Genomic DNA, 18398 nt, shown 5'->3' with positions numbered 1-18398 from the left:
ATAAACGAAGTACATGAACATTACTGAATCACGCAACTCAGGCTGCAGCGGAATCCGCAAAGCCCAATGCCCGGAGGGCTGCTGGCGAAGTTTCCAGATAACGTTGCGCCTCTTCAGTACAGGCTTCATTTACTGGATCGTAATCACGCTTGAGGTAGCGGGTAGCCTGCGAAAACAACCAACCCGCGGAAGGTAATTGCCCCTGCTTGGCCTTTTTGTTCCAGGTACGCCAGAAATAGCGCCCCATTAGACGTGGCTTTTTACCTTTCAGTTTCGGATCTTGGAGCATCAAGTGGGATGCCCCTTTACTCCACAATCCCAAGACCCCCAAATAGGCGACCAGCATCATCGGGAAACGCATAGCGTAAGTGCCACCCAAATGCTGATAAACATCAAACGCAACACTACGATGCTCGATCTCTTCTGCACCATGCCAACGCAAGATATCCAATATGGTCGCATCCGCCCCTTGTGCATCCCAGTTTTTGTTGCTCAGCGCATACTTGCCTAATACACAGGTGAAATGCTCAACCGCAGCGATCAACCCAAGGCGAAGCGTCAGCCATTGCTTCTCTGTTGCAGCAGGTAATGACTTGCCAAACGGTTTGTCGTCCAGTGCCTGCTCGAACAGCCATTCAACAATCTTGATAAAGCCTTGAACTTCCATACCCTGGGCAGCCAGGTACTCATTGATACCTGTGGTATGGGCACGGGCATGCATGGCTTCTTGCTTGATAAAGCCTTTTACATCTTCGCGAAGCTTTTCATCTTCAATATAAGGCAACGCTCTGTTGTATAGGCGACAGAAGAAAAACTCCCCTGCTGGCAAAATGGCGTGAATTACGCTGATAAAGTGGCTGCTATAAGGATCGTTGGGAATCCAGTGCAGCGGAGTATCGGAAAAATCGAATGCAACTTTACGTTGCACCAAATCGGTATCGGTGTTTGAGACAGACTTTGAGACATTAATCGTGTTATTCGAACTCATACTTCACTCCGGTACGTTGGTCAGACAACCTGTATTTGGCCAAGCTCCCGGTGCTAATCTGGTCCAGGTTACACTCCTTCGATCGTCGGCGCAAACAGGCTCGCCTCAGCGTTAAAAGCTTGGAAAACTGTCTTCAAATAACAGTGTTTCCCTTTCATGCTGGGCATTCATTCTATTTTTCACGAACCGGGGCGCTATATCAGGTTAGTTAATGCCACAAAATTGTCATTTTCGGACTAGATAACATTTTAATATGTACCATCATTTAATGGCGTATCAGAAGTTTATTCACGATCAAGCGAATACAATTGCTTGGCGACGCTGCCCCCCCCATAGTAAGATGCTGTTATGTTTATATTTGGCCCTAGAGATAAAGTCTTCGATTTCAGGTACTTCCCCCCCCTGTTGACAATGGCTCAGGAAGAAGGTGTGGATGTAGAGGCGCTGTTGGCCGGTACCAATATTCCGGAATCGGCCCTTAGCCTGGAAAATTACAAGGCGAGCGCGGAACAACTCGAAGCACTGATGCAAAATGTGCTGCGGTTATGCCGCCCAGGTATTACTCTGGAATTTGGTTCCCGGTTGAACCTGAGTGCATTTGGCATTGTTGGCTTTGCCGCCCTGAGTAGTCCAACGGCCAGGGATGCGATCTATATCGCGCATCAATATATGCCGGTCATTCTACCTATTCTGGATATTAGCATTACCGAACAAACAACCAATACCTACATCGATTTGCGACTCAACTACCCGATGGAGGATGCAATTGGAATTGCCTTACTCGAGGCAACACTGGCCAGCCTGTACACCATGGCCAACTTTGTGCTGCATGATGCAATGCCGGAGATTCGACTGGAAATAAGCCACGACCTCAAACCCTATCATGAAGCTTTCGCCCAATCCCGTAACGTTACGATAAAGGGGGGCTGCAGCCAGAACAGGGCGATTATTCCGACCAAAGTACTGGATGTACCACTGCCACTTGCAGACTCAACAACGTTTTCAATGAGTGTTAAGCAGTGCGATGAATTGATGGAAGAATTGGCGCAGTTAGACCAAACATTAGGTGCAGGAATCCAAAGGCGGTTGCTCTATCATGACGGGGAAGAAATGCTGACCCAGGAAGATATCGCCCGGGAGCTTTTTATGAGTGTCCGAACCTTGCATCGCCTTTTACAGCGGGAAGGAACCACCTTTCGGCAGATCGCGAATGAAACATTGACGTTACGTGCCAAACGGATGCTCGAACAGAGCGATCAAAGTGTCAGCCAGATTGCAACCGAACTGGGCTATAGTGACTCGGCCAACTTTACACGCGCCTTTCGCAATCAGACCGGAGCCACGCCTTCGGAGTATCGAAAAGCATTCCAAGCACGCCAGGCACGCCATCAGTCATGAATTCATTCACTCGCGACGGCCTCTCTCATCCCGTTAGCGCGCGCTTCACCGACTTCAAACCACTTACTCACGACACCGGGGTACCAACGTTTCTCCGACAAATAGCGCCTCAGATCCACAGCAAAACGATAGTGAATGTTCGCAGAAAAGTTCTCCCCGCTGCCAGCCCCAAACTTTTCAATGTTGGTTAAGCCGGAAAACCTGAGCAACCGTCGTGTGTTGAGGTCATATTCCAGAGAAATCGGGTCAACAAGCCACCGAATAAAGGTGTTTTCAGGTTGAATAGATAAGCGCAAAACCTCCGACATGCCAGAGGCTTTATCAATTTCACTGGATTTCATGCGAAAACGAATCCATTCCGCCCGATTCAACGCTAAAAATGAAAATTTGATTGTTTCCCCTGCGATCAAGTCGAACCAGTGTGATTGAACCAATCGGTCAAACCCTGCATCAATAACCATCGGGAGCGCTGCTGCCGAAACCCGCTCCTCACGGCCAGACTCGCTATTCTGGATAACAATTCCGTCCCCTCGCTCGGCATGATCAACGGATGTTGTACGGTTGCGCCTGAAATCGGTGAAGACCAATTGGGGCGCGAGCATTCGCGGCTCGTAGTTCAACGTTTTAAATGCAAAGACTTCACCCGCCGGACTCACATAGACTACCTTTGCGGTTGCATACTCATTCTCGGGATTTAAAGTAACCCGATAATATTCATGATACAGATCATCACCAGACTCGATGTCCGTTGCCGTGCCCATCCATGACAGAATGGTGGCAGCGGAGCAATCCAGACTCCAAACAGCAAACCAACCTATAACTACTTTGCTGCAGAACCGCCTGCCCACCCGAGCGCACAAACCTTCACCCTTGAGCAACATCTGAGTTCGCATCCGAATCGTTGTCCCGCACCGTAACGTCGAGAAAATCCTGGGTAATCCAAGCCAGTCCAGACCATTGGACTGCCTGCACGGCAATCGTCACGTCAGGATAATCTATCGCCCCGAGTTTTCGTCCGGCGAGGTAAGATACCGGACCAATAACCCCACAGCTAACAACCCAAAGTACACGCCGCTGTGCCAACCAACTCAGGGAAATCGGGATTGTCAGTGCGAATGCCAGCCAAAGACCATAAAGCCACAACGGCAACATCCATGCCCCGATATCCAACTCCTGTCCGGGGAACAGATAGGTTCCACTCCAACGCAAGCCGGTATCCAGCACAATTCCCAGAATGGCAACAAAAACTACCGCTCTCAAGGCTCTCAGGTTTCCGGCCACATAAATGAGCGCGTGGGCGAGCATCAATACAACCGCCCACCACATCCAGTTACTTTGCAATACAACCGCCAGGAACCAGCAGATCTGGAACAACCCCGCATTAATTAACATATGGGCTGTCCTGCTGGCAGCCCCTTGTGCATAACGATCAGATGCGCTCACAGTTCACCGGAATAAAGGCTTGGCAAAGGTAAAGTGGGCCACACCTATCGAACGCTCTGCGAACCCGCCTTCACAATAACAAAGATAAAACTCCCACATTTTCAGAAATGTTTCACTGTAACCGAGGCTCTCAATTTCCGCCCGATTCAACTGGAAACGCTGAAACCAGGCATTGAGCGTCCGGGCATAATGCTCGGCAAAATCGGTAAAGGCCACCAAGCGCATATCAGAGGCTTTCATCGCGGCTGTGCACAACGACTGTGTGGAAGGAATGCAACTGCCCGGAAAAATATAACGCTTGATAAAGTCAACGCTGCGTCGTGCCTGTTCAAAGCGTTGATCCTCTATGGTTATGGCCTGAATGACCATCAAACCACCAGGCCTCAACAATCGTGAGCAGGTGGCAAAGAAGTCAGGATAAAACTCCGCCCCGACAGCCTCAATCATTTCGATCGATACCAGCTTGTCGTACTGACCTTCCAAACGCCGATAGTCCTCCGATAACAGGGTGATCTGATCCTGCAATCCCTGAGCCTCTATTTCCGCTTTCGCATAGTTAAATTGTTGCTGCGATATTGTTGTCGTTGTGACCTGAACGCCATAGTGTTTTGCAGCGTAGAGCGCAAATCCACCCCAACCGGTACCGATTTCAATCACGTGCTCTCCCGGTTTGAGCTGCAATCGTTCACAGATTGTTTTCAGCTTATGTAAAGAGGCCTGCTCCATCGACGCATCTTTCTCCGGAAAAATACCGGAGGAATACATCATGGTCGGGTCGAGAAAGCGCTTAAAGAAGTCATTGCCTAAATCATAGTGCGCCGCGATATTGCGGCGCGCCCCTTTCTCCGTATTGCGTCGCAGCAGGGACAGGGCAGTCAGGAATGGCCGAGAAAGCAGAGCCAAGCCCCCTTCCATACGATCGAGAATATCACGATTACGCACCATCACTCTGACCAAAGCTGTAAGGTCAGGCGTGGACCAGTCTCCGGTCATATACGCTTCGGCTGCGCCAATGCTGCCTCCGGTCAGAATATCCAGATAGCAATCCGGGTCTTTAACATGCAGTTCCGCCACCAGGTCAGCGCCAGACACCCACACTTCGCCAAAATGATAGACGTTATCGCCCTCGCGGAGCTCTATACACCCCGTGTGTAACTGAGACAATTGATGGAATACCAGTTTTCGGGCAATTGAAACCCACAGCCCGCGACGCTCTTTCGTGCTGTCCCATGTAGCCGGACGATCCATAATACTCCCCTCAATCACATTATTGTCAGTTCGGATGGTCATAAAATGGCGCACGCTTAAGCCACAAGCGCAACGCCTGCCAATAAATTCCAGATACCACTTTTACGGTCATCAACGGTGATCGGATCAACGTTTTTGCAAAATGTTGCTGAAAATTTTTGCGCTCCAGGCGCAGGGTTGCATCAAAATGCTTCAACGGATACGCAGCTGGAACAGGTTGATCTACTGTTCCGTCCACCGCTTCATGCATACAATTGTCCATGTGAACCAACACTGTGTCCTGTGGGCTTGCAAAGGTCCAAAAATAGCGCATATTCATTGGATTGAAAGGCGACACATGGAAATTTTTATCAAAGCTGAAGCGATGCTTGGCCTGCCCTGCCAACCGGTATTGCATGCGCTCACTGGACTGCCCCACAAGCAGCACATAAGCATGACGTTCGCCCCAGGGTGTATTCGTAATTTCCGCAACAATTGCAACAAGATTGCCGGAGACATCAAAACAATAGTAAAAACTCACCGGATTAAATATGACATTCAGGTAGCGCACATGAGTAAGCAGGCACACCGTATGAATATCGGGCGGGATAAGTCCTTGCGCTTGAGCCGCTTCTGTCACCCGGTGTATCACCGCCTGTTTCAAGTCCGAAGCCGGGTCTGTTTTCGCGCCGGGTGATTGTGGCAAATCCACGCTGCCCGCCAAATAATCGCGACGCCGGAAGCTGACCAGATTGAAATGCTCGAGTGAACAGAACCATTTTTGATTAAAAACGCTCGTGAGTTCATCGAGATTCAAATACAACATGAATATAGGGTATTCAAATTCATGTGAAACCGGCACAAAGCGACGGTGACGCACCCAGCCGCTATAAACTGCACTTGAGAGATAGTCCGTGGCGAGTGCATCGCCACGGTCTGAACGGGGAGCTACTGAACACACGGCGGTTAGCTTTGGTCTGGATCTAAGCACGTTTTTTAACCTGGTCATCGGGACAAGAACCATCCAGTGAGCGGCCAAATGCCTGGGCCACACGCAAAGCGCTGTTAACCCCGTCTTCATGGAAGCCATTGAACCAATACGCGCCAGCGTAGTGAGTTCGATTCATACCACTAATCAAATGATGTTTCTGTTGCGCTTTAATGCCGTCTTCCGTAAAAACCGGATGGCTGTACTGGTAGCACTCAATGATCCTGTCCGGTGCGATCTCATGATTGCGGTTCAGCGTAACCAGGAAGGTCTCGCTCGCATCATGAAAATTTTGCAGCATATTCATGTTATAGGTCACCATTGCACGGTCACTGCTGCGTTGCGGAATATGATAATTCCAGCTTGCCCAAGCCCGCTTGCGCTTCGGAAGCAGGCGCGTATCGGTATGTAACACCACATCATTGTCCTGATAAGGAAGCGCCCCGAGCACCTCATTTTCTATCGCGCTTGGGTCGCCCAGCATTTGCAACGCCTGATCACTGTGACAGGCAAAAACTACCTGATCAAAATAGTCCCGGGAAGACTCGGTGATCACTTCAACGGCGGTATCGGAACGGTTCACTTTGAGTACCGGGGCACTCAGTCTGATATTCTTTTTGAACGGCTCGATCAAAGGATCAATATAAGCACTGGAGCCGTTTTTAATCACGCGCCATTGTGGGCGATCATCCACGCTCAACATGCCATGATTATTGAAAAACTGCAGGAAAAAGCGTAACGGAAAGCCCTTCATCACATCAATCGAGGCAGACCAGATTGCCGCCCCCATGGGTATCACGTAGTATTTTAAAAAACTGTCCGAGTAACCTTCTTGAGCCAAAAAACCTCCCAAGGTCTGATCGTCGCTCACCCCGCCCTGCTGCAACAATGCCACCGTCTGCTTATTGAATTTCAAAATATCGGCAACCATACGCAAAAACGACGGCCTGACCAAATTAACCCGTTGAGCAAACAAACTATTCAGATTGGTGCCATTGTATTCCAGTCCAGTGTTTTCACATCGAACACTGAAACTCATATCCGATGCTTCACTCTGCACTTTCAGTCGATCCATCAGTTTGATAAAGTTCGGGTAAGTCCAGTCATTAAATACGATAAAACCCGTGTTCACCGGATAGTTTCGACCCGACAAAGCAACATTACGGGTGTGCGTATGTCCACCGACATAGGCGTTAGATTCAAACAATACGACCTGATGTTGAGCACTCAATAAATGAGCTACTGTCAGCCCTGATATCCCGCCCCCGATTACAGCAATGCGCTGGCCGGGCTTGTGCGATTGAGTTTGTAATTGTTCTGCTTTATTCACAATAAATCCTCTCAATTGACCGGCTGCCCGGACTGCTCACGGTGTCGGGATAACCTGCCCGCCACGCGCCATCGAAGCCTGCCGGGTAACATTGCTATTGCCTTGAGCCACCAGGTGAATCGCCCGGGAAAATGGATATCGAACCGCTTGCCAGACAGGCCGCTGACAATACGCCGGGCAGCCTCATCGGGTTCAATCAGAAAAGGCATGGGGAAATCGTTCAGATCAGTAAGCGGTGTACGCACAAACCCGGGACTCACAACACGCACGGAAATTCCTTCATGCTGCAAATCACAGTACAACGCTTCCGCGAAATACCGTAGCGCTGCCTTGGACGCACCGTATGCACCTGCTCGGGGTAAGGCCTGATAGGTCACGCTACTGGAGACAAATACAAGCTCTGGACGATGCTTACTACCCACACTCGCTGCCTGTCGAAGCAGTGGCAGACCGGCTTTTACCACGCTGACCGCACCAAAAAAATTGGTTTCCATCACCCGGCGCACCATCTTCAAATCGATGTCTTCCGCATCAAGGTACTCACAAGTCCCGGCATTAATGACAATTCTGTCAACACCGCCTGATCGACCAATTTCGTTGGCGGCATCAATCACTGACTTGGCCTCTGTAATATCCATAGGGAGTGCGATAACCTTTTCAGGTTCCAGCTGGGCAAGCTGCTCCAGACAGGAAGCCCGACGGGCACTAATGATCAGCTTTACGTCATGCTGCAGCCACTCTCGTACCAGTGCCTCACCAATCCCTGAAGATGCGCCTATAATCCAGATTCGTTCAGTCATACTCAGTGCCCCGTTTTTTAAAACAGTTCCCCACAAACCTGACTTGTATCAGGCCATCCTCTTCTTCAATTTACTGATTATCAAACCCAGCACCGGGATGTGCTCGTAAAGCAGCTGCCCACCATCAAAATAATCTCGATGCCAATAGACTTTTTGATGAAAACGGAGATGGGTTGCACCGCAAACATACAAATTATCGCCGTGCTTCAACTTCGGATGAGCATAATTCATTGACCAGGTTAGCATCGCGGAGTCGGTGTCCAGCCACGTATCATGAAAGACAAAATCGCAATACAGCACATTCTCGTAGAGCGAGGCACAATACGCTTGCAGGGCTTTAAGTCCGTTAATTTGGTGGAAGCTATCCTCAAAGTGGATATCATCACTGTATACCGCCTCCAACAGACCATTGTTTACAGTTTCCCGATTCAAATCCTGATACAAGCGCTTGAACCTATCGATACAGTGTTGCGCTTCCGACAGCACAGGATTCGCTTCTGCGATACTCATATTCATCGTTTTCCCGCCCTCTTTTCCACCTTCGTTTCAAAGCATCCGATCCGGCTACTGCATTCGATCATTAGCGCTTTATTCATGATCTACGACCTTCACGCAACACATGCGCTGGCACAGGATTGAGATCCTGAACGATGCGCAGCCATGCCATAATTTTTAAAATGCCATAAGAAATATCGACTTCCCACCAGTAGAATCCCTGCCGGGCTGATACCGCAAAACGATGATGATTGTTGTGCCAGCCCTCCCCTAACGTCAGTAACGCAAGCCAGAGATTATTCCGGCTCTGGTCTCGGGTTTTAAAGCGACGCTTACCCCAAATGTGGCCAAGAGAATTAATGGTGAACGTTGCATGAAACAAGATCACGGTCGAAATAAAAAAGCCCCATACCACCAACTGCCAACCGCTTGTTTGCAACGCAGGCCAGGCCGCTGCGGCTATTTCACCGGTCAGGTATAAAAGCACAATCAATGCGAATGGCACCAGACTGTCGAACCGATTCAGGAATCGCAGCTCTGGGTATCTTGCCAGGTCTTTAATCACGGAGTAATCCGTCTTGAAGCCTGCGTCACTCATAAACCACCCCACATGGCTCCACCAGAAACCGTGGCGCACAGGCGAATGCACGTCCTGCAGCTGATCCGAGTGTTTATGATGACGGCGGTGATGGGAGGCCCACCAAAGCGGACCCCGTTGCGCAGCGGAATTACCCAGCACGGCAAAAACAAACTGCCAACCGCGACTTGCTTTAAAACTCCGGTGTGAAAAATAACGGTGGTAAAACGCGGTCACAGCGAACATTCTGACCCAGAAAAGCGCGAAACAGATACCGACTGCGAAGGGGCTCCACCCCGTCCACAGCACAGCAATACAAGCAAGATGTACCACCAAAAACGGGAAACACCTTACCCAGTTAACCCGGCGAACAATTTCGCTGTCTGAATCTGCATCTTGATTTGCTTCGGCACGATTTACCGCTTCAGAATCAAACCAGAGCAAAAAATTCTTCCACAATACACCCGGAATACCACGACCACGGTGAGGAAACTCGCCGGTTCGGTGCATCTCTTTTCTAAATTCCATCATTTCTAAGTTACCCCATTACCGAAAGCGCATTAACGGTCGGCATCGCTTTATCGTCATCAATTAAAGAGAGCGCTTTGAAGTGAGCTTTAACTGAATCAACAGCAAGACGATGATCTACAATGGGTAGCGGATACCCACACGCTCTCGCTTGGGCTGCACTTGGCTGATGGATGCTGCGATCATCCAGCGCCGCCAATTCCGGCAAATACCGGCGAATAAAGACACCTTTCGGATCAAATCGCTCCGATTGGCGCACGGGATTGAAGACCCGAAAATAAGGGGCAGCATCCACGCCAGTGGAAGCACTCCACTGCCATCCGCCATTGTTTGACGCGAGGTCGCCATCCACCAACATCTGCATGAAGTAGCGCTCCCCCCAGCGCCAATCGATAAACAGATCTTTGGTCAGGAACATTGCGGTCACCATGCGCAAACGATTGTGCATCCACCCCAAATGGAGCAGCTGACGCATCGCGGCATCGACAATCGGGAACCCGGTTTGCCCTGTTTTCCAGGCGCTGAACAGCGCCTCGTCACGCGACCAGGGCAAAAGGTCTGTCTCGGGCTTGAACGGTCGGTAACGGCATATATCCGGGAAGGCAAACATCAGATGACGGTAAAATTCCCGCCAGATCAATTCATTAATCCAGGTTAAAACCCCGGGATTGCCGTCCTGGTAACGCCCGTAATTGGCACTCATCGCCGCATGCATACACTGCGTGGTCGACAAGCAACCCAAGGTCAAGTAAGGCGATAGTGCGCTGGTGCTGTCCAGAGATGGCACATCCCGATCATCACGATAGCCGTTGATCTTGTGCTCGATGAACCGGTTCAAGCGGTCATGGGCTTCATTTTCACCCATAGGCCAGAGAGAGCGCCAACGTCGCTCGACTGGAATTTCACTCAAGGCATCGGAATTCCCTTTGAAGGGCTTGGCATGTTGCATCTCCGGTCGATTGAATATCCCCCGGGAACGGGTTGGAAACTGTTCCAGAAAAACTTTTTTGAACGCAGTAAAGACCTTAAACACGCCCCCGGTACGAGTCCTGATCTGGCCGGGAGGGATAATGCACTGGTCATGATAACCCCAGGCGGGCACGCTCTCACCATGGAGCATTGCTGTCACGGCATCTGCGCAAGCACTTTCGTTAATCTCGTATTCATAGTTGAAAAATACTTGCGTCACGGAACACTCCCGCACCCAGCACGCCAAACGCTCGGGTATATCGGCGAACCGCTCCACACGAAGGACTGTCAAGGGTATATTCAACTTGGCCAACTCCCGGGACAACGCCTCGACTTGCGCAACCACAAGAGATATTTTCCCTTCTGACCAGTCGTGTTCGCGCCACTGCTCCGGTGTTGCGAAATAGATCGCACAGGTTGTACCCTGATTTCGGGCGGCCATTAACGCCGGATTATCATAAACCCGCAAATCACTCCGGAACCACATTAAATTTAACATTATACCTAAATTCTGCAAACAACATTGTACTTGAAAAGAAAAAGGCGATTTGATTCAATTGGTTATCATCAAACAACCAAGCACATCAGAGTCACCTTTTTCATGATCAAGAATACCCATAAAAGTGCCAAAAAACCAGCCGCAAAAATTCGCTATCAACACACCGGAAAAAAGCTGACTAGTCAAGCTGGCATTATCCCTGCCATGCATTTCCTCGATCACATCGGTTTTACCGAGGCTTGCCAGAAGCATCTTGATTTGCAACGCGGCAACACGGCTCGTTACAGCTTGGGCGACTCAATCTACCTAACGATTATCGGCATCATCGCCGGTGCCACTTCGCTCAGGAAGGTGGTTTCTGTGTGGGCAGATCAGGTGCTGCGTGAAGTGGGGGGGTGGCTATCGATTCCAGATGACAGTACATTGGGTCGTATTTTCCGTCGTGGAAAGCTCAAGCATGTCACCCAGCTCGAACAGATTAATCACACCTTGCGTCAGGGAATTTGGCATAGAGCATTGAAGTCCGGTACTTGGTTGCCCGGAACCCTCTATCGAGGCTGGATTGATGTGGACTCGACTGTCAAAACCGTTTACGGTCAACAGGAAGGTGCTGAAAAAGGCTACAACCCAACGAAAAAAGGCTCTAATTCTTATCATCCACTGGTTGCCTTTTGCAGCCACACCAAAGAAATTTTGCAAGCATGGTTGCGCAGTGGCAGCACCTACACCAGCAACGGCATTGTAGGCTTCATGCAGCAACTTTCTGCGCAGATGCCACCCAAAATGCGGCTGCTATTCCGAGGTGATTCAGGATTCTTTGTTGGAGAGCTCATGGACTGGCTGGATCAGGCTCGCCATGGTTACCTGATTAAAGTGAAACTCAAAGGCCTTGCCGCTTTGTTGGACAAGCAAGCTTGGCAACGAGTACCGGGTCATACCGATTGGGAACAGTGTGACTTTTTCCATCAATGCGGTCAATGGGAGCGGTCACGTCGCTTTGTTGCTGTGCGGCGTAAAACTGCTCTCATCACCAAAGGCCCTCAACAAGCCTTGCTGAATGAGCCCGTTTACGACTACTTCTGCTACGTAACCACAGAGCGGTTGTCTCCTTGGCAAGCACACACGACATACGGAAAGCGCGCAACTTGTGAAACCTGGTTGGATGAAGCTAAGAACCAAATGGGGCTGGCGCAAATCAAGAGCCATGATTTCATGGCCAGCTCATTAATTTTCCAATGCGCTGTGCTGGCGTATAACACGGTACGCTGGATGGCACTACTGAGCGATAATGACGAATTGAAACGATGGGAAATTCAAACTATCCGAACTTTTCTGGTACGTACTGCTGGACAACTCTTGCGTGGTGGGAATCAGCTTAAGGTCAACGTTCCGAGCAACCATCTTCACCCAACTCCGTGGGCTGACTGGTTAAAGCTGTCGTTTATTCATTGACCAAAATACCTATACTTAAATTCTTCGACTAAGCAAATTCCAGATTTGGAGTCAGGCAGACTTTGGCCTGTTGCTCCGGTTGACGATAGAGATGATTATAATTTAAACAGTCCAATCAAGTGAATTACGCTTGTTTCAGTTGCATGGTGTGCAAAATGGTGATCCATCGACACTAAATGTCGCTATAGTCGTATCGAATCGATTCAGACATATAGATTGCAGGATTTAGGTTATAAGCTTTCTCGCTTGCTAGACTCGTCAATCCTGAAACCTTTGGAATGTATGAACCTCATATGCCGTTTTGTAGCCCCAGATCAAAGGGATAGGGCTCCAACAAGGCGAGGTCTGCATCGGAACCATACTTCTTGACCAGAAAGCGAACCAAGGTCATGGGTACGACCAGCGGAACAATGCCTTCACGATAATGCTCGATCAATGCACGCAACTCAGTGGTTTCATTTGGATTGAGCATTTTCTTTAGATACCGCAGCCATTCAATCAGATGTCGCGCTTGGCGCTTGCGGGTAACGGGTTTCTTCATCGCCAGCATAAATTTGCTAATATACTGTTCCGACACCGACGCCAGACTCGAATCCGTGCACTTGGCCAAGAGCTGCCCCAACTCCCGAGCAACTGCAGAATTGTGCGTGTTCAAATGCCATTTAAACCGGTGATGAAACGACTGGAGGGCGACTTTACTCAAGTTCGCCATGACCCCATAACGCCACTGGTGATAAGCATAGACTTGAAGAATGAAGTTTTCCCGGATTCCTGCATCATTCAATTGCCCTGCCTCAGTCACAGGCAGGAGGGGAAAAGCGGCCATCACGGCTGACGCGAAGACACCGTCCGTTTTGGTCGCGGGGTGATTCTTCTCGTTGTAAAGCTTACTGCTTCCAACCCCGCAACTGGGCGATTTTTGCATGAAGATAAAACCACTCAGAAGCTGTACTTTTGGATGCAGGCTATCAGCTAGCTGCCTGAGCTTTTGCGTGTAATCCAATTCCGGATTGTCCGATGCAATCACCTTGATTGTGCCTGAGGACTCAACCGTGCGAATCGTAGGTCTGGGCACAGCCAGGCCAATGGCAACCTCGGGGCACACAGAACGAAACTCGAAATACCGGCTCAAAACTTCGGCACAATAGCGTGATCGTTTGTGCCCGCCGTTATACCGAACATTATCTCCCATTAAACAAGCGCTGATTCCCAACAACGGTCTGGAAGCCAGGTTTCGCTGTGCACCTGGACTGGATTCATCATCAACGGGCCAACTCAGTAAAGATGGCGACAGGTCAGACTGATCTACGCTTTGCTCTGTTTCCATTGTTTCGCACCTCAAGTGATTGAATCGCTCTTTGTTACATTCATACGCATTGGGTTTTAGCTTGGATCACTGAAATTTGCGCTTTTCTGCAACTTTATTTTTTGAACCAAATCCGCAGCGCTCAGATAGGCTGACTCGACCCCCGCTACGCCACTTTTTCCTGATCGATGATCTGTCTGTATATAATCACCACAGATGCCAAGACGCTCACCAGCGATCCAGTTTTGGCTTGAACTCAACTTTTGATCCGGCGGCAAAGAATAAAGCCAGCGATGCGCGATCTGAGACACGATTTCAAGCGACATGCCGAGTCGTGCCTCCAGCTCCCGTATCACTGTGCGACACACGAGATCCGGCGACAAATCGATATTTTCGGCACTCCAATCGGGGTGAGCCTGGATCTGCCATAACTGAAAACCGGGAACGTTCACCCGCCCCGGCTTTTGATGATCAACGGTCACGTCGTAGATGCATTCAGTTAAACCTTCAGACGCTTTCGGGTCTTGTGCCCTCAGTGTGTCTCGTATTCGCTCTGGTGCGGCCACGACACCTTTGACGGCCAATATGACAACCCACTGGGGAATCATCTCCACTGACTGCAACGCTTCCTGTAACGGGTGCTCCTGTGGCAATAGATCTGCAGCCTGTCGTGGCGGCGTTGCCAGAATGACGGCATCGCTAACGGAAAAGCAGACTTCCTCGTCATCGGTTCCCGGTCTGCCCGAATAGCTGTACCAGCGCCCGCCCTGATATTCGAGGCGGGTGATACGCTGACTGAAATCAATTTCCACCTGATTGGCCAGATAGCGCGTTAACGAGGAACTGCGTGGTGAACCCACAAACAGCTCAGTCGCATCCTGACCCATTGCCTCAGCATGCTCTCGGTGCCACACGCTCACGCAACCGGCCGCCTGCCACTCCCGGACTTGCGCCTGAAACAATGGGATTGTGGCTGAAAATCCGGGACAGCCCAGATCAACCGACGTAGTGATATCGGCTAAATCAACCCGCTTGGAAGACAGTCTGCCACCACTACCACGGGCTTTATCGACACAGACTACGCGGTGTCCCGCGCCGTGCAATTGGGTTGCTGCAGTCAAACCGGCCATTCCGGCACCAATGATCAGAAAGTCGCATTCTTTCATTACCAATTCTCTCTTGTTCCGAATTCAGATTGGGGCTTACGAAACAGCATTCCGATTGGATCACTCAGCCCTGTTGATTTTCTTGATCTAACTTGAAAGACAACTACCGAGCTGAATCACGGAAAACGGAAATCGGAAAACGTTAGAAACTATCGAGACTCTGGACAGAAAAGACGCGTGGACACAAAAGGTTTAAAAGCAAAGGAGAACTCGCTAAACTGGCGGACACTGTTCGTTACGCACTGTATGCCATAAAAAAGGAGCCCCGATTGGGCCAGGAAAAGCAATCCTCAACAGCATCACTGGATCCACTGATATTACGTATCGCAAAACACCGGGATCGAGCCGCCTTTATCACGCTTTTCGAGCAGGTCTCCACCCGGCTAAAAGGCTACGCCATGCGTTGTGGCGCCGACGCTGCTGACGCCGATGAAATTGTTCAGGAGTCCATGTTATCGGTCTGGCGCAAAGCGGATACATTCAATCCGAAATCCGCATCTGCAACCACATGGCTCTATACGATCGTTCGCAACAAGCGCATTGATTTTGCACGTAAAGATCGCTACGACCTCATTCAATCTGAAGACCTCTGGCCCGAACCCACCACTGAAATTCTCGAAACCGAGGTGGAAAGTGATCTGAATGGAAAGATCGTGCGTACACTAATTGAGAGCTTGCCAGAAGAGCAGAGACAAATCGTTTTCAAGGTCTATTTTGAGGGCAAATCCCACAGCGAAATTGCTCAGGATCTCGATTTACCCCTGGGAACGATCAAATCAAGGCTTCGACTGGCAATGAAGAAACTGGATACCCTGGCAAAAGACAACGTAACATGGTTAATCATCATCCTTCTGATCTACTGATAATGCAATTTTCGGCGGGGCAACTACCTAACGCCCTGGGGATAATGGTTGCCTGCCACATCGAAAACTGCACTGTTTGCCGACAACGCGGCCTCCATTATGAAAGCGTAGGTGGAGAACTGCTGGAGTCCGTTACACCGGAACCGGTCGATTCCGGCGTACTGAATCGTCTCCTGTCCGAGCTTGATCACCCTGTTGCCGAAACCGCACACTCTGGCGCGCCAGCGTACTTACCGACAGGAGCAAACCCACAGATCCCACGGCCATTGCAGCGATTTCTGACTGAAGTACCAGCACAAGATGCGCAATGGTACGAGAGCTTGCCGTGGAGCGGGTTCTCCCAAAGTATTCAGGAATACTTGCTACCGATTTCCGATAGCCAGTACACCGCAAAACTTTACAAAATAGCAGCTGGAAAAGAACTGCCCGAACACACTCACAGAGGTAACGAGTACACCCTCGTGATGTCCGGCGCTTTTGCGGATAAATCCGGAGACTATCGGGCGGGGGATTTTGTCCTTGCAGATCAAGACACAATCCATCAGCCCAAAGCGCATCAAAACAAAGATTGTATTTGCTTTGCCGTCATGGATGCCCCGCTGAAATTTACCGGTTTCTGGGGACGCATGTTAAATCCTTTTATGCGCTAGGGCTTGTTGATGTTTCCAACATTTCCATAGTAGATCACGACAAAGCCTGCACAATTGAGATATGCTCCAGGCATAACCAGTTAATGAAGGGAAACACACATGATTGTTCTGATTCTCGGGCTCATCCTTTTTCTCGGCGTGCATTCTATCTCTATCTTCAACGTATCCTGGCGAAACCAAATGGTCACCCGCTATGGTGAACAGCGCTTCAAAGGGATCTATAGCCTGGTCGCCCTCGCAGGTTTCGTGCTGATTGTCTGGGGCTATGGTCTGGCCCGTATGGAGCCTGTCGTAGTCTACAATCCACCATTCTGGTTAAGGCATGTCGCCATGTTACTCTTGATTCCAGTGTTCCCGTTACTCGTGGCTGCACACCTGCCCAGTCGAATTGGCAATATCGTGAAACACCCGATGCTGGTCGCCGTTAAATTGTGGGCCCTCGCACACCTCCTGGCCAATGGTATGTTGGCTGACCTGCTCCTGTTTGGCGCTTTTCTCGGCTGGGCAGTCGCAGATCGGATATCAGTGAAGAAACGTCCGGTTACACCAGGCACTCCGCCACCAACGGGCGTACGCAATGATATAATCGTGATTGTCGCCGGACTGGCACTGTTTATCGTATTCAGCCTGTGGTTGCATGCGTGGTTAATTGGTGTTGCGCCCATAGCGCGCTAGATCAGGCTGCGAAGTTGCAGCACTTAACTTGTCGATAAACTGCAGTATTTCAGAGGCCACCACCTGATTGGTGGCCGGAGAAAGAATATCGCCGGCCAAAACATGTGCAGACCCGTCCTGCGGTGACTCGATAGCTATCAACGCTTTGGGATCAGAACCGAACCGCCTGAACATGGTTTGAATTTCAGTGACACTGACAACTTCATCACGGGGACTGTAAAGTATCAACAACGGTAGTTTAATATGCTCTACAGCGCTGTTTTTTGCCAGGTTGACCGCCCCCATCATTTCAATCAACACGCTTGCCGGGTAACGTGTACTCCAGAATTGTTCCTGAAGGCTATTTCCTGCATCCCATTTTCGGAATTCACCCAACATCAGTTTTAATAACTGTCGACCCCAGGGCTGCAAAACCAGCCACGACTTTTTATCCTTCGGACTGAAGTTTGGTGAAAGCAGAATAGCGCCTGCAACTCCAGTCATGGAGTCTTCTGCCATCAACCACGTCAGCAAAGAGGCGCCCGTTGAAGTTCCCATCAAAATAACCTTTCGACCAAGCTGACGACCAATCTCCAGCGCCTCTCGGGTATCGTGCAGCCACTCCGCCAAGGTTGCCTCCCCCAGCGTTTCGGAAGGCTTTCTACCATGCCCTCGTAAACGGGTGCAGAATAGATTTGCAGAAAGAGAAGCAGCGATGTTCTCAGGCACCGGTGAAAGCTCCTGACGGGAAGCAGAAAAGCCGTGGATATAGACCAATGCATACTCGGTTTGCTGTTTTTTCGTGGGGTTCGCCCAGAATATCTTTTTCTCCGCGCCTGGAGTTATATCCGTGTACCGCGCTTCAGCAGCTTGTATGTAATGATCCAAGTCCTCGTCCAACTGCACAGGTAACGGGTCGAGTGCAAATTCGGGGCGAGGCCCCAGAAAGTAAGCAAGGATCATCGCCCCCAGAATCAGGATCAAAACCATCAGCACATTTATCATCAGGATCAACCTGTCCGTTTAATTCAGCCTATCCGGTTAAATTCAGCCTATCCGGTTAAA

The 18398-nt window shown here is 50.0% G+C and carries 18 protein-coding genes; 5 read left to right on the top strand and 13 right to left on the bottom strand.

Annotated elements, in window-relative coordinates:
• Positions 1-37: 37 nt before the first annotated feature.
• Positions 38-988 carry a metal-dependent hydrolase gene (locus tag OLMES_RS07105; RefSeq protein WP_087460618.1) on the bottom strand — a complete coding sequence of 317 codons (951 nt, stop codon included), beginning with the start codon at positions 986-988 and terminating at the stop codon, positions 38-40.
• A 348-nt stretch (positions 989-1336) separates the two neighbouring features.
• Between OLMES_RS07105 and OLMES_RS07100 the strand changes: the two genes are divergently transcribed.
• A complete protein-coding gene (locus tag OLMES_RS07100) occupies positions 1337-2386 on the top strand; it encodes a helix-turn-helix transcriptional regulator (RefSeq protein ID WP_087460617.1) in 1050 nt (349 codons plus the stop codon).
• 2 nt (positions 2387-2388) lie between these two features.
• Here OLMES_RS07100 and OLMES_RS07095 read toward each other — a convergent pair whose 3' ends face one another.
• From OLMES_RS07095 to phrB, 9 genes are all read right to left on the bottom strand, one after another.
• Positions 2389-3279, bottom strand: a complete 891-nt coding sequence (locus OLMES_RS07095; RefSeq protein WP_157678204.1) for a hypothetical protein — start codon at positions 3277-3279, stop codon at positions 2389-2391.
• Positions 3251-3829 carry a DUF2878 domain-containing protein gene (locus OLMES_RS07090; RefSeq protein WP_157678203.1) on the bottom strand — a complete coding sequence of 193 codons (579 nt, stop codon included), beginning with the start codon at positions 3827-3829 and terminating at the stop codon, positions 3251-3253. The genes OLMES_RS07095 and OLMES_RS07090 overlap by 29 nt, the downstream gene beginning before the upstream one ends.
• A gap of 3 nt (positions 3830-3832) precedes the next feature.
• The gene (locus OLMES_RS07085; RefSeq protein ID WP_087464373.1) at positions 3833-5077 is read right to left on the bottom strand and encodes an SAM-dependent methyltransferase; all 1245 of its coding nucleotides are present in this window, start codon (positions 5075-5077) and stop codon (positions 3833-3835) included.
• A gap of 25 nt (positions 5078-5102) precedes the next feature.
• Positions 5103-6047 carry a DUF1365 domain-containing protein gene (locus OLMES_RS07080; RefSeq protein ID WP_232465285.1) on the bottom strand — a complete coding sequence of 315 codons (945 nt, stop codon included), beginning with the start codon at positions 6045-6047 and terminating at the stop codon, positions 5103-5105.
• The gene (locus tag OLMES_RS07075; protein WP_087460613.1) at positions 6040-7374 is read right to left on the bottom strand and encodes an NAD(P)/FAD-dependent oxidoreductase; all 1335 of its coding nucleotides are present in this window, start codon (positions 7372-7374) and stop codon (positions 6040-6042) included. The genes OLMES_RS07080 and OLMES_RS07075 overlap by 8 nt, the downstream gene beginning before the upstream one ends.
• 11 nt (positions 7375-7385) lie before the next feature.
• Positions 7386-8174, bottom strand: coding sequence for an SDR family NAD(P)-dependent oxidoreductase (locus OLMES_RS07070; protein WP_087460612.1), 789 nt, complete (start codon positions 8172-8174; stop codon positions 7386-7388).
• Between the two features lie 48 nt (positions 8175-8222).
• Entirely contained in the window at positions 8223-8690 is a 468-nt protein-coding gene (locus OLMES_RS07065; RefSeq protein ID WP_087460611.1) for a nuclear transport factor 2 family protein, read from the bottom strand.
• A 76-nt stretch (positions 8691-8766) separates the two neighbouring features.
• Complete coding sequence (locus OLMES_RS07060; RefSeq protein ID WP_232465284.1) at positions 8767-9777, bottom strand: acyl-CoA desaturase; 1011 nt, start codon at positions 9775-9777, stop codon at positions 8767-8769.
• Positions 9778-9784: 7 nt separating this feature from the next.
• A complete protein-coding gene (phrB, locus tag OLMES_RS07055) occupies positions 9785-11242 on the bottom strand; it encodes a deoxyribodipyrimidine photo-lyase (protein WP_198343251.1) in 1458 nt (485 codons plus the stop codon).
• 102 nt (positions 11243-11344) lie between these two features.
• Between phrB and OLMES_RS07050 the strand changes: the two genes are divergently transcribed.
• A complete protein-coding gene (locus OLMES_RS07050) occupies positions 11345-12694 on the top strand; it encodes an IS1380 family transposase (RefSeq protein ID WP_087459351.1) in 1350 nt (449 codons plus the stop codon).
• A gap of 289 nt (positions 12695-12983) precedes the next feature.
• On the opposite strand, the gene OLMES_RS07045 is transcribed toward OLMES_RS07050, so the two are convergent.
• Complete coding sequence (locus OLMES_RS07045) at positions 12984-14021, bottom strand: YbgA family protein (RefSeq protein WP_087460610.1); 1038 nt, start codon at positions 14019-14021, stop codon at positions 12984-12986.
• A gap of 56 nt (positions 14022-14077) precedes the next feature.
• Positions 14078-15166 (bottom strand): NAD(P)/FAD-dependent oxidoreductase, encoded by a 1089-nt coding sequence (locus OLMES_RS07040; RefSeq protein WP_087460609.1) that lies wholly within the window; start codon positions 15164-15166, stop codon positions 14078-14080.
• Between the two features lie 269 nt (positions 15167-15435).
• On the opposite strand from OLMES_RS07040, the gene OLMES_RS07035 reads away from it, so the two are divergent.
• The 3 genes from OLMES_RS07035 to OLMES_RS07025 all read left to right on the top strand — a co-directional run bounded on the left by OLMES_RS07035 (position 15436) and on the right by OLMES_RS07025 (position 17354).
• Positions 15436-16029 carry a sigma-70 family RNA polymerase sigma factor gene (locus OLMES_RS07035; RefSeq protein ID WP_198343250.1) on the top strand — a complete coding sequence of 198 codons (594 nt, stop codon included), beginning with the start codon at positions 15436-15438 and terminating at the stop codon, positions 16027-16029.
• Positions 15999-16679 carry a ChrR family anti-sigma-E factor gene (locus OLMES_RS07030; RefSeq protein ID WP_087460608.1) on the top strand — a complete coding sequence of 227 codons (681 nt, stop codon included), beginning with the start codon at positions 15999-16001 and terminating at the stop codon, positions 16677-16679. The genes OLMES_RS07035 and OLMES_RS07030 overlap by 31 nt, the downstream gene beginning before the upstream one ends.
• 99 nt (positions 16680-16778) lie before the next feature.
• Positions 16779-17354, top strand: a complete 576-nt coding sequence (locus OLMES_RS07025) for an NnrU family protein (RefSeq protein WP_087460607.1) — start codon at positions 16779-16781, stop codon at positions 17352-17354.
• Here the strand turns inward: OLMES_RS07025 and OLMES_RS07020 are convergent.
• Complete coding sequence (locus OLMES_RS07020; RefSeq protein WP_087460606.1) at positions 17325-18338, bottom strand: alpha/beta hydrolase; 1014 nt, start codon at positions 18336-18338, stop codon at positions 17325-17327. The genes OLMES_RS07025 and OLMES_RS07020 overlap by 30 nt on opposite strands.
• Between the last annotated feature and the right edge of the window lie 60 nt (positions 18339-18398).

The organism is Oleiphilus messinensis (genome assembly GCF_002162375.1).
GTDB lineage: Bacteria > Pseudomonadota > Gammaproteobacteria > Pseudomonadales > Oleiphilaceae > Oleiphilus > Oleiphilus messinensis.
Note: the sequence above shows the minus strand (reverse complement) of the source record. Positions and strands in the feature narration are given on the sequence as shown.

Excerpts from the sequence above, each read along its gene's own strand:
- OLMES_RS07105 (WP_087460618.1), bottom strand. The coding sequence starts at position 988 with ATGAGTTCGAATAACACGATTAATGTCTCAAAGTCTGTCTCAAACACC.
- OLMES_RS07100 (WP_087460617.1), top strand. The coding sequence starts at position 1,337 with ATGTTTATATTTGGCCCTAGAGATAAAGTCTTCGATTTCAGGTACTTC.
- OLMES_RS07095 (WP_157678204.1), bottom strand. The coding sequence starts at position 3,279 with ATGCGAACTCAGATGTTGCTCAAGGGTGAAGGTTTGTGCGCTCGGGTG.
- OLMES_RS07085 (WP_087464373.1), bottom strand. The coding sequence starts at position 5,077 with ATGGATCGTCCGGCTACATGGGACAGCACGAAAGAGCGTCGCGGGCTG.
- OLMES_RS07070 (WP_087460612.1), bottom strand. The coding sequence starts at position 8,174 with ATGACTGAACGAATCTGGATTATAGGCGCATCTTCAGGGATTGGTGAG.
- OLMES_RS07065 (WP_087460611.1), bottom strand. The coding sequence starts at position 8,690 with ATGAATATGAGTATCGCAGAAGCGAATCCTGTGCTGTCGGAAGCGCAA.
- OLMES_RS07060 (WP_232465284.1), bottom strand. The coding sequence starts at position 9,777 with ATGATGGAATTTAGAAAAGAGATGCACCGAACCGGCGAGTTTCCTCAC.
- phrB (WP_198343251.1), bottom strand. The coding sequence starts at position 11,242 with ATGTTAAATTTAATGTGGTTCCGGAGTGATTTGCGGGTTTATGATAAT.
- OLMES_RS07050 (WP_087459351.1), top strand. The coding sequence starts at position 11,345 with ATGATCAAGAATACCCATAAAAGTGCCAAAAAACCAGCCGCAAAAATT.
- OLMES_RS07045 (WP_087460610.1), bottom strand. The coding sequence starts at position 14,021 with ATGGAAACAGAGCAAAGCGTAGATCAGTCTGACCTGTCGCCATCTTTA.
- OLMES_RS07040 (WP_087460609.1), bottom strand. The coding sequence starts at position 15,166 with ATGAAAGAATGCGACTTTCTGATCATTGGTGCCGGAATGGCCGGTTTG.
- OLMES_RS07030 (WP_087460608.1), top strand. The coding sequence starts at position 15,999 with ATGGTTAATCATCATCCTTCTGATCTACTGATAATGCAATTTTCGGCG.
- OLMES_RS07025 (WP_087460607.1), top strand. The coding sequence starts at position 16,779 with ATGATTGTTCTGATTCTCGGGCTCATCCTTTTTCTCGGCGTGCATTCT.
- OLMES_RS07020 (WP_087460606.1), bottom strand. The coding sequence starts at position 18,338 with ATGATAAATGTGCTGATGGTTTTGATCCTGATTCTGGGGGCGATGATC.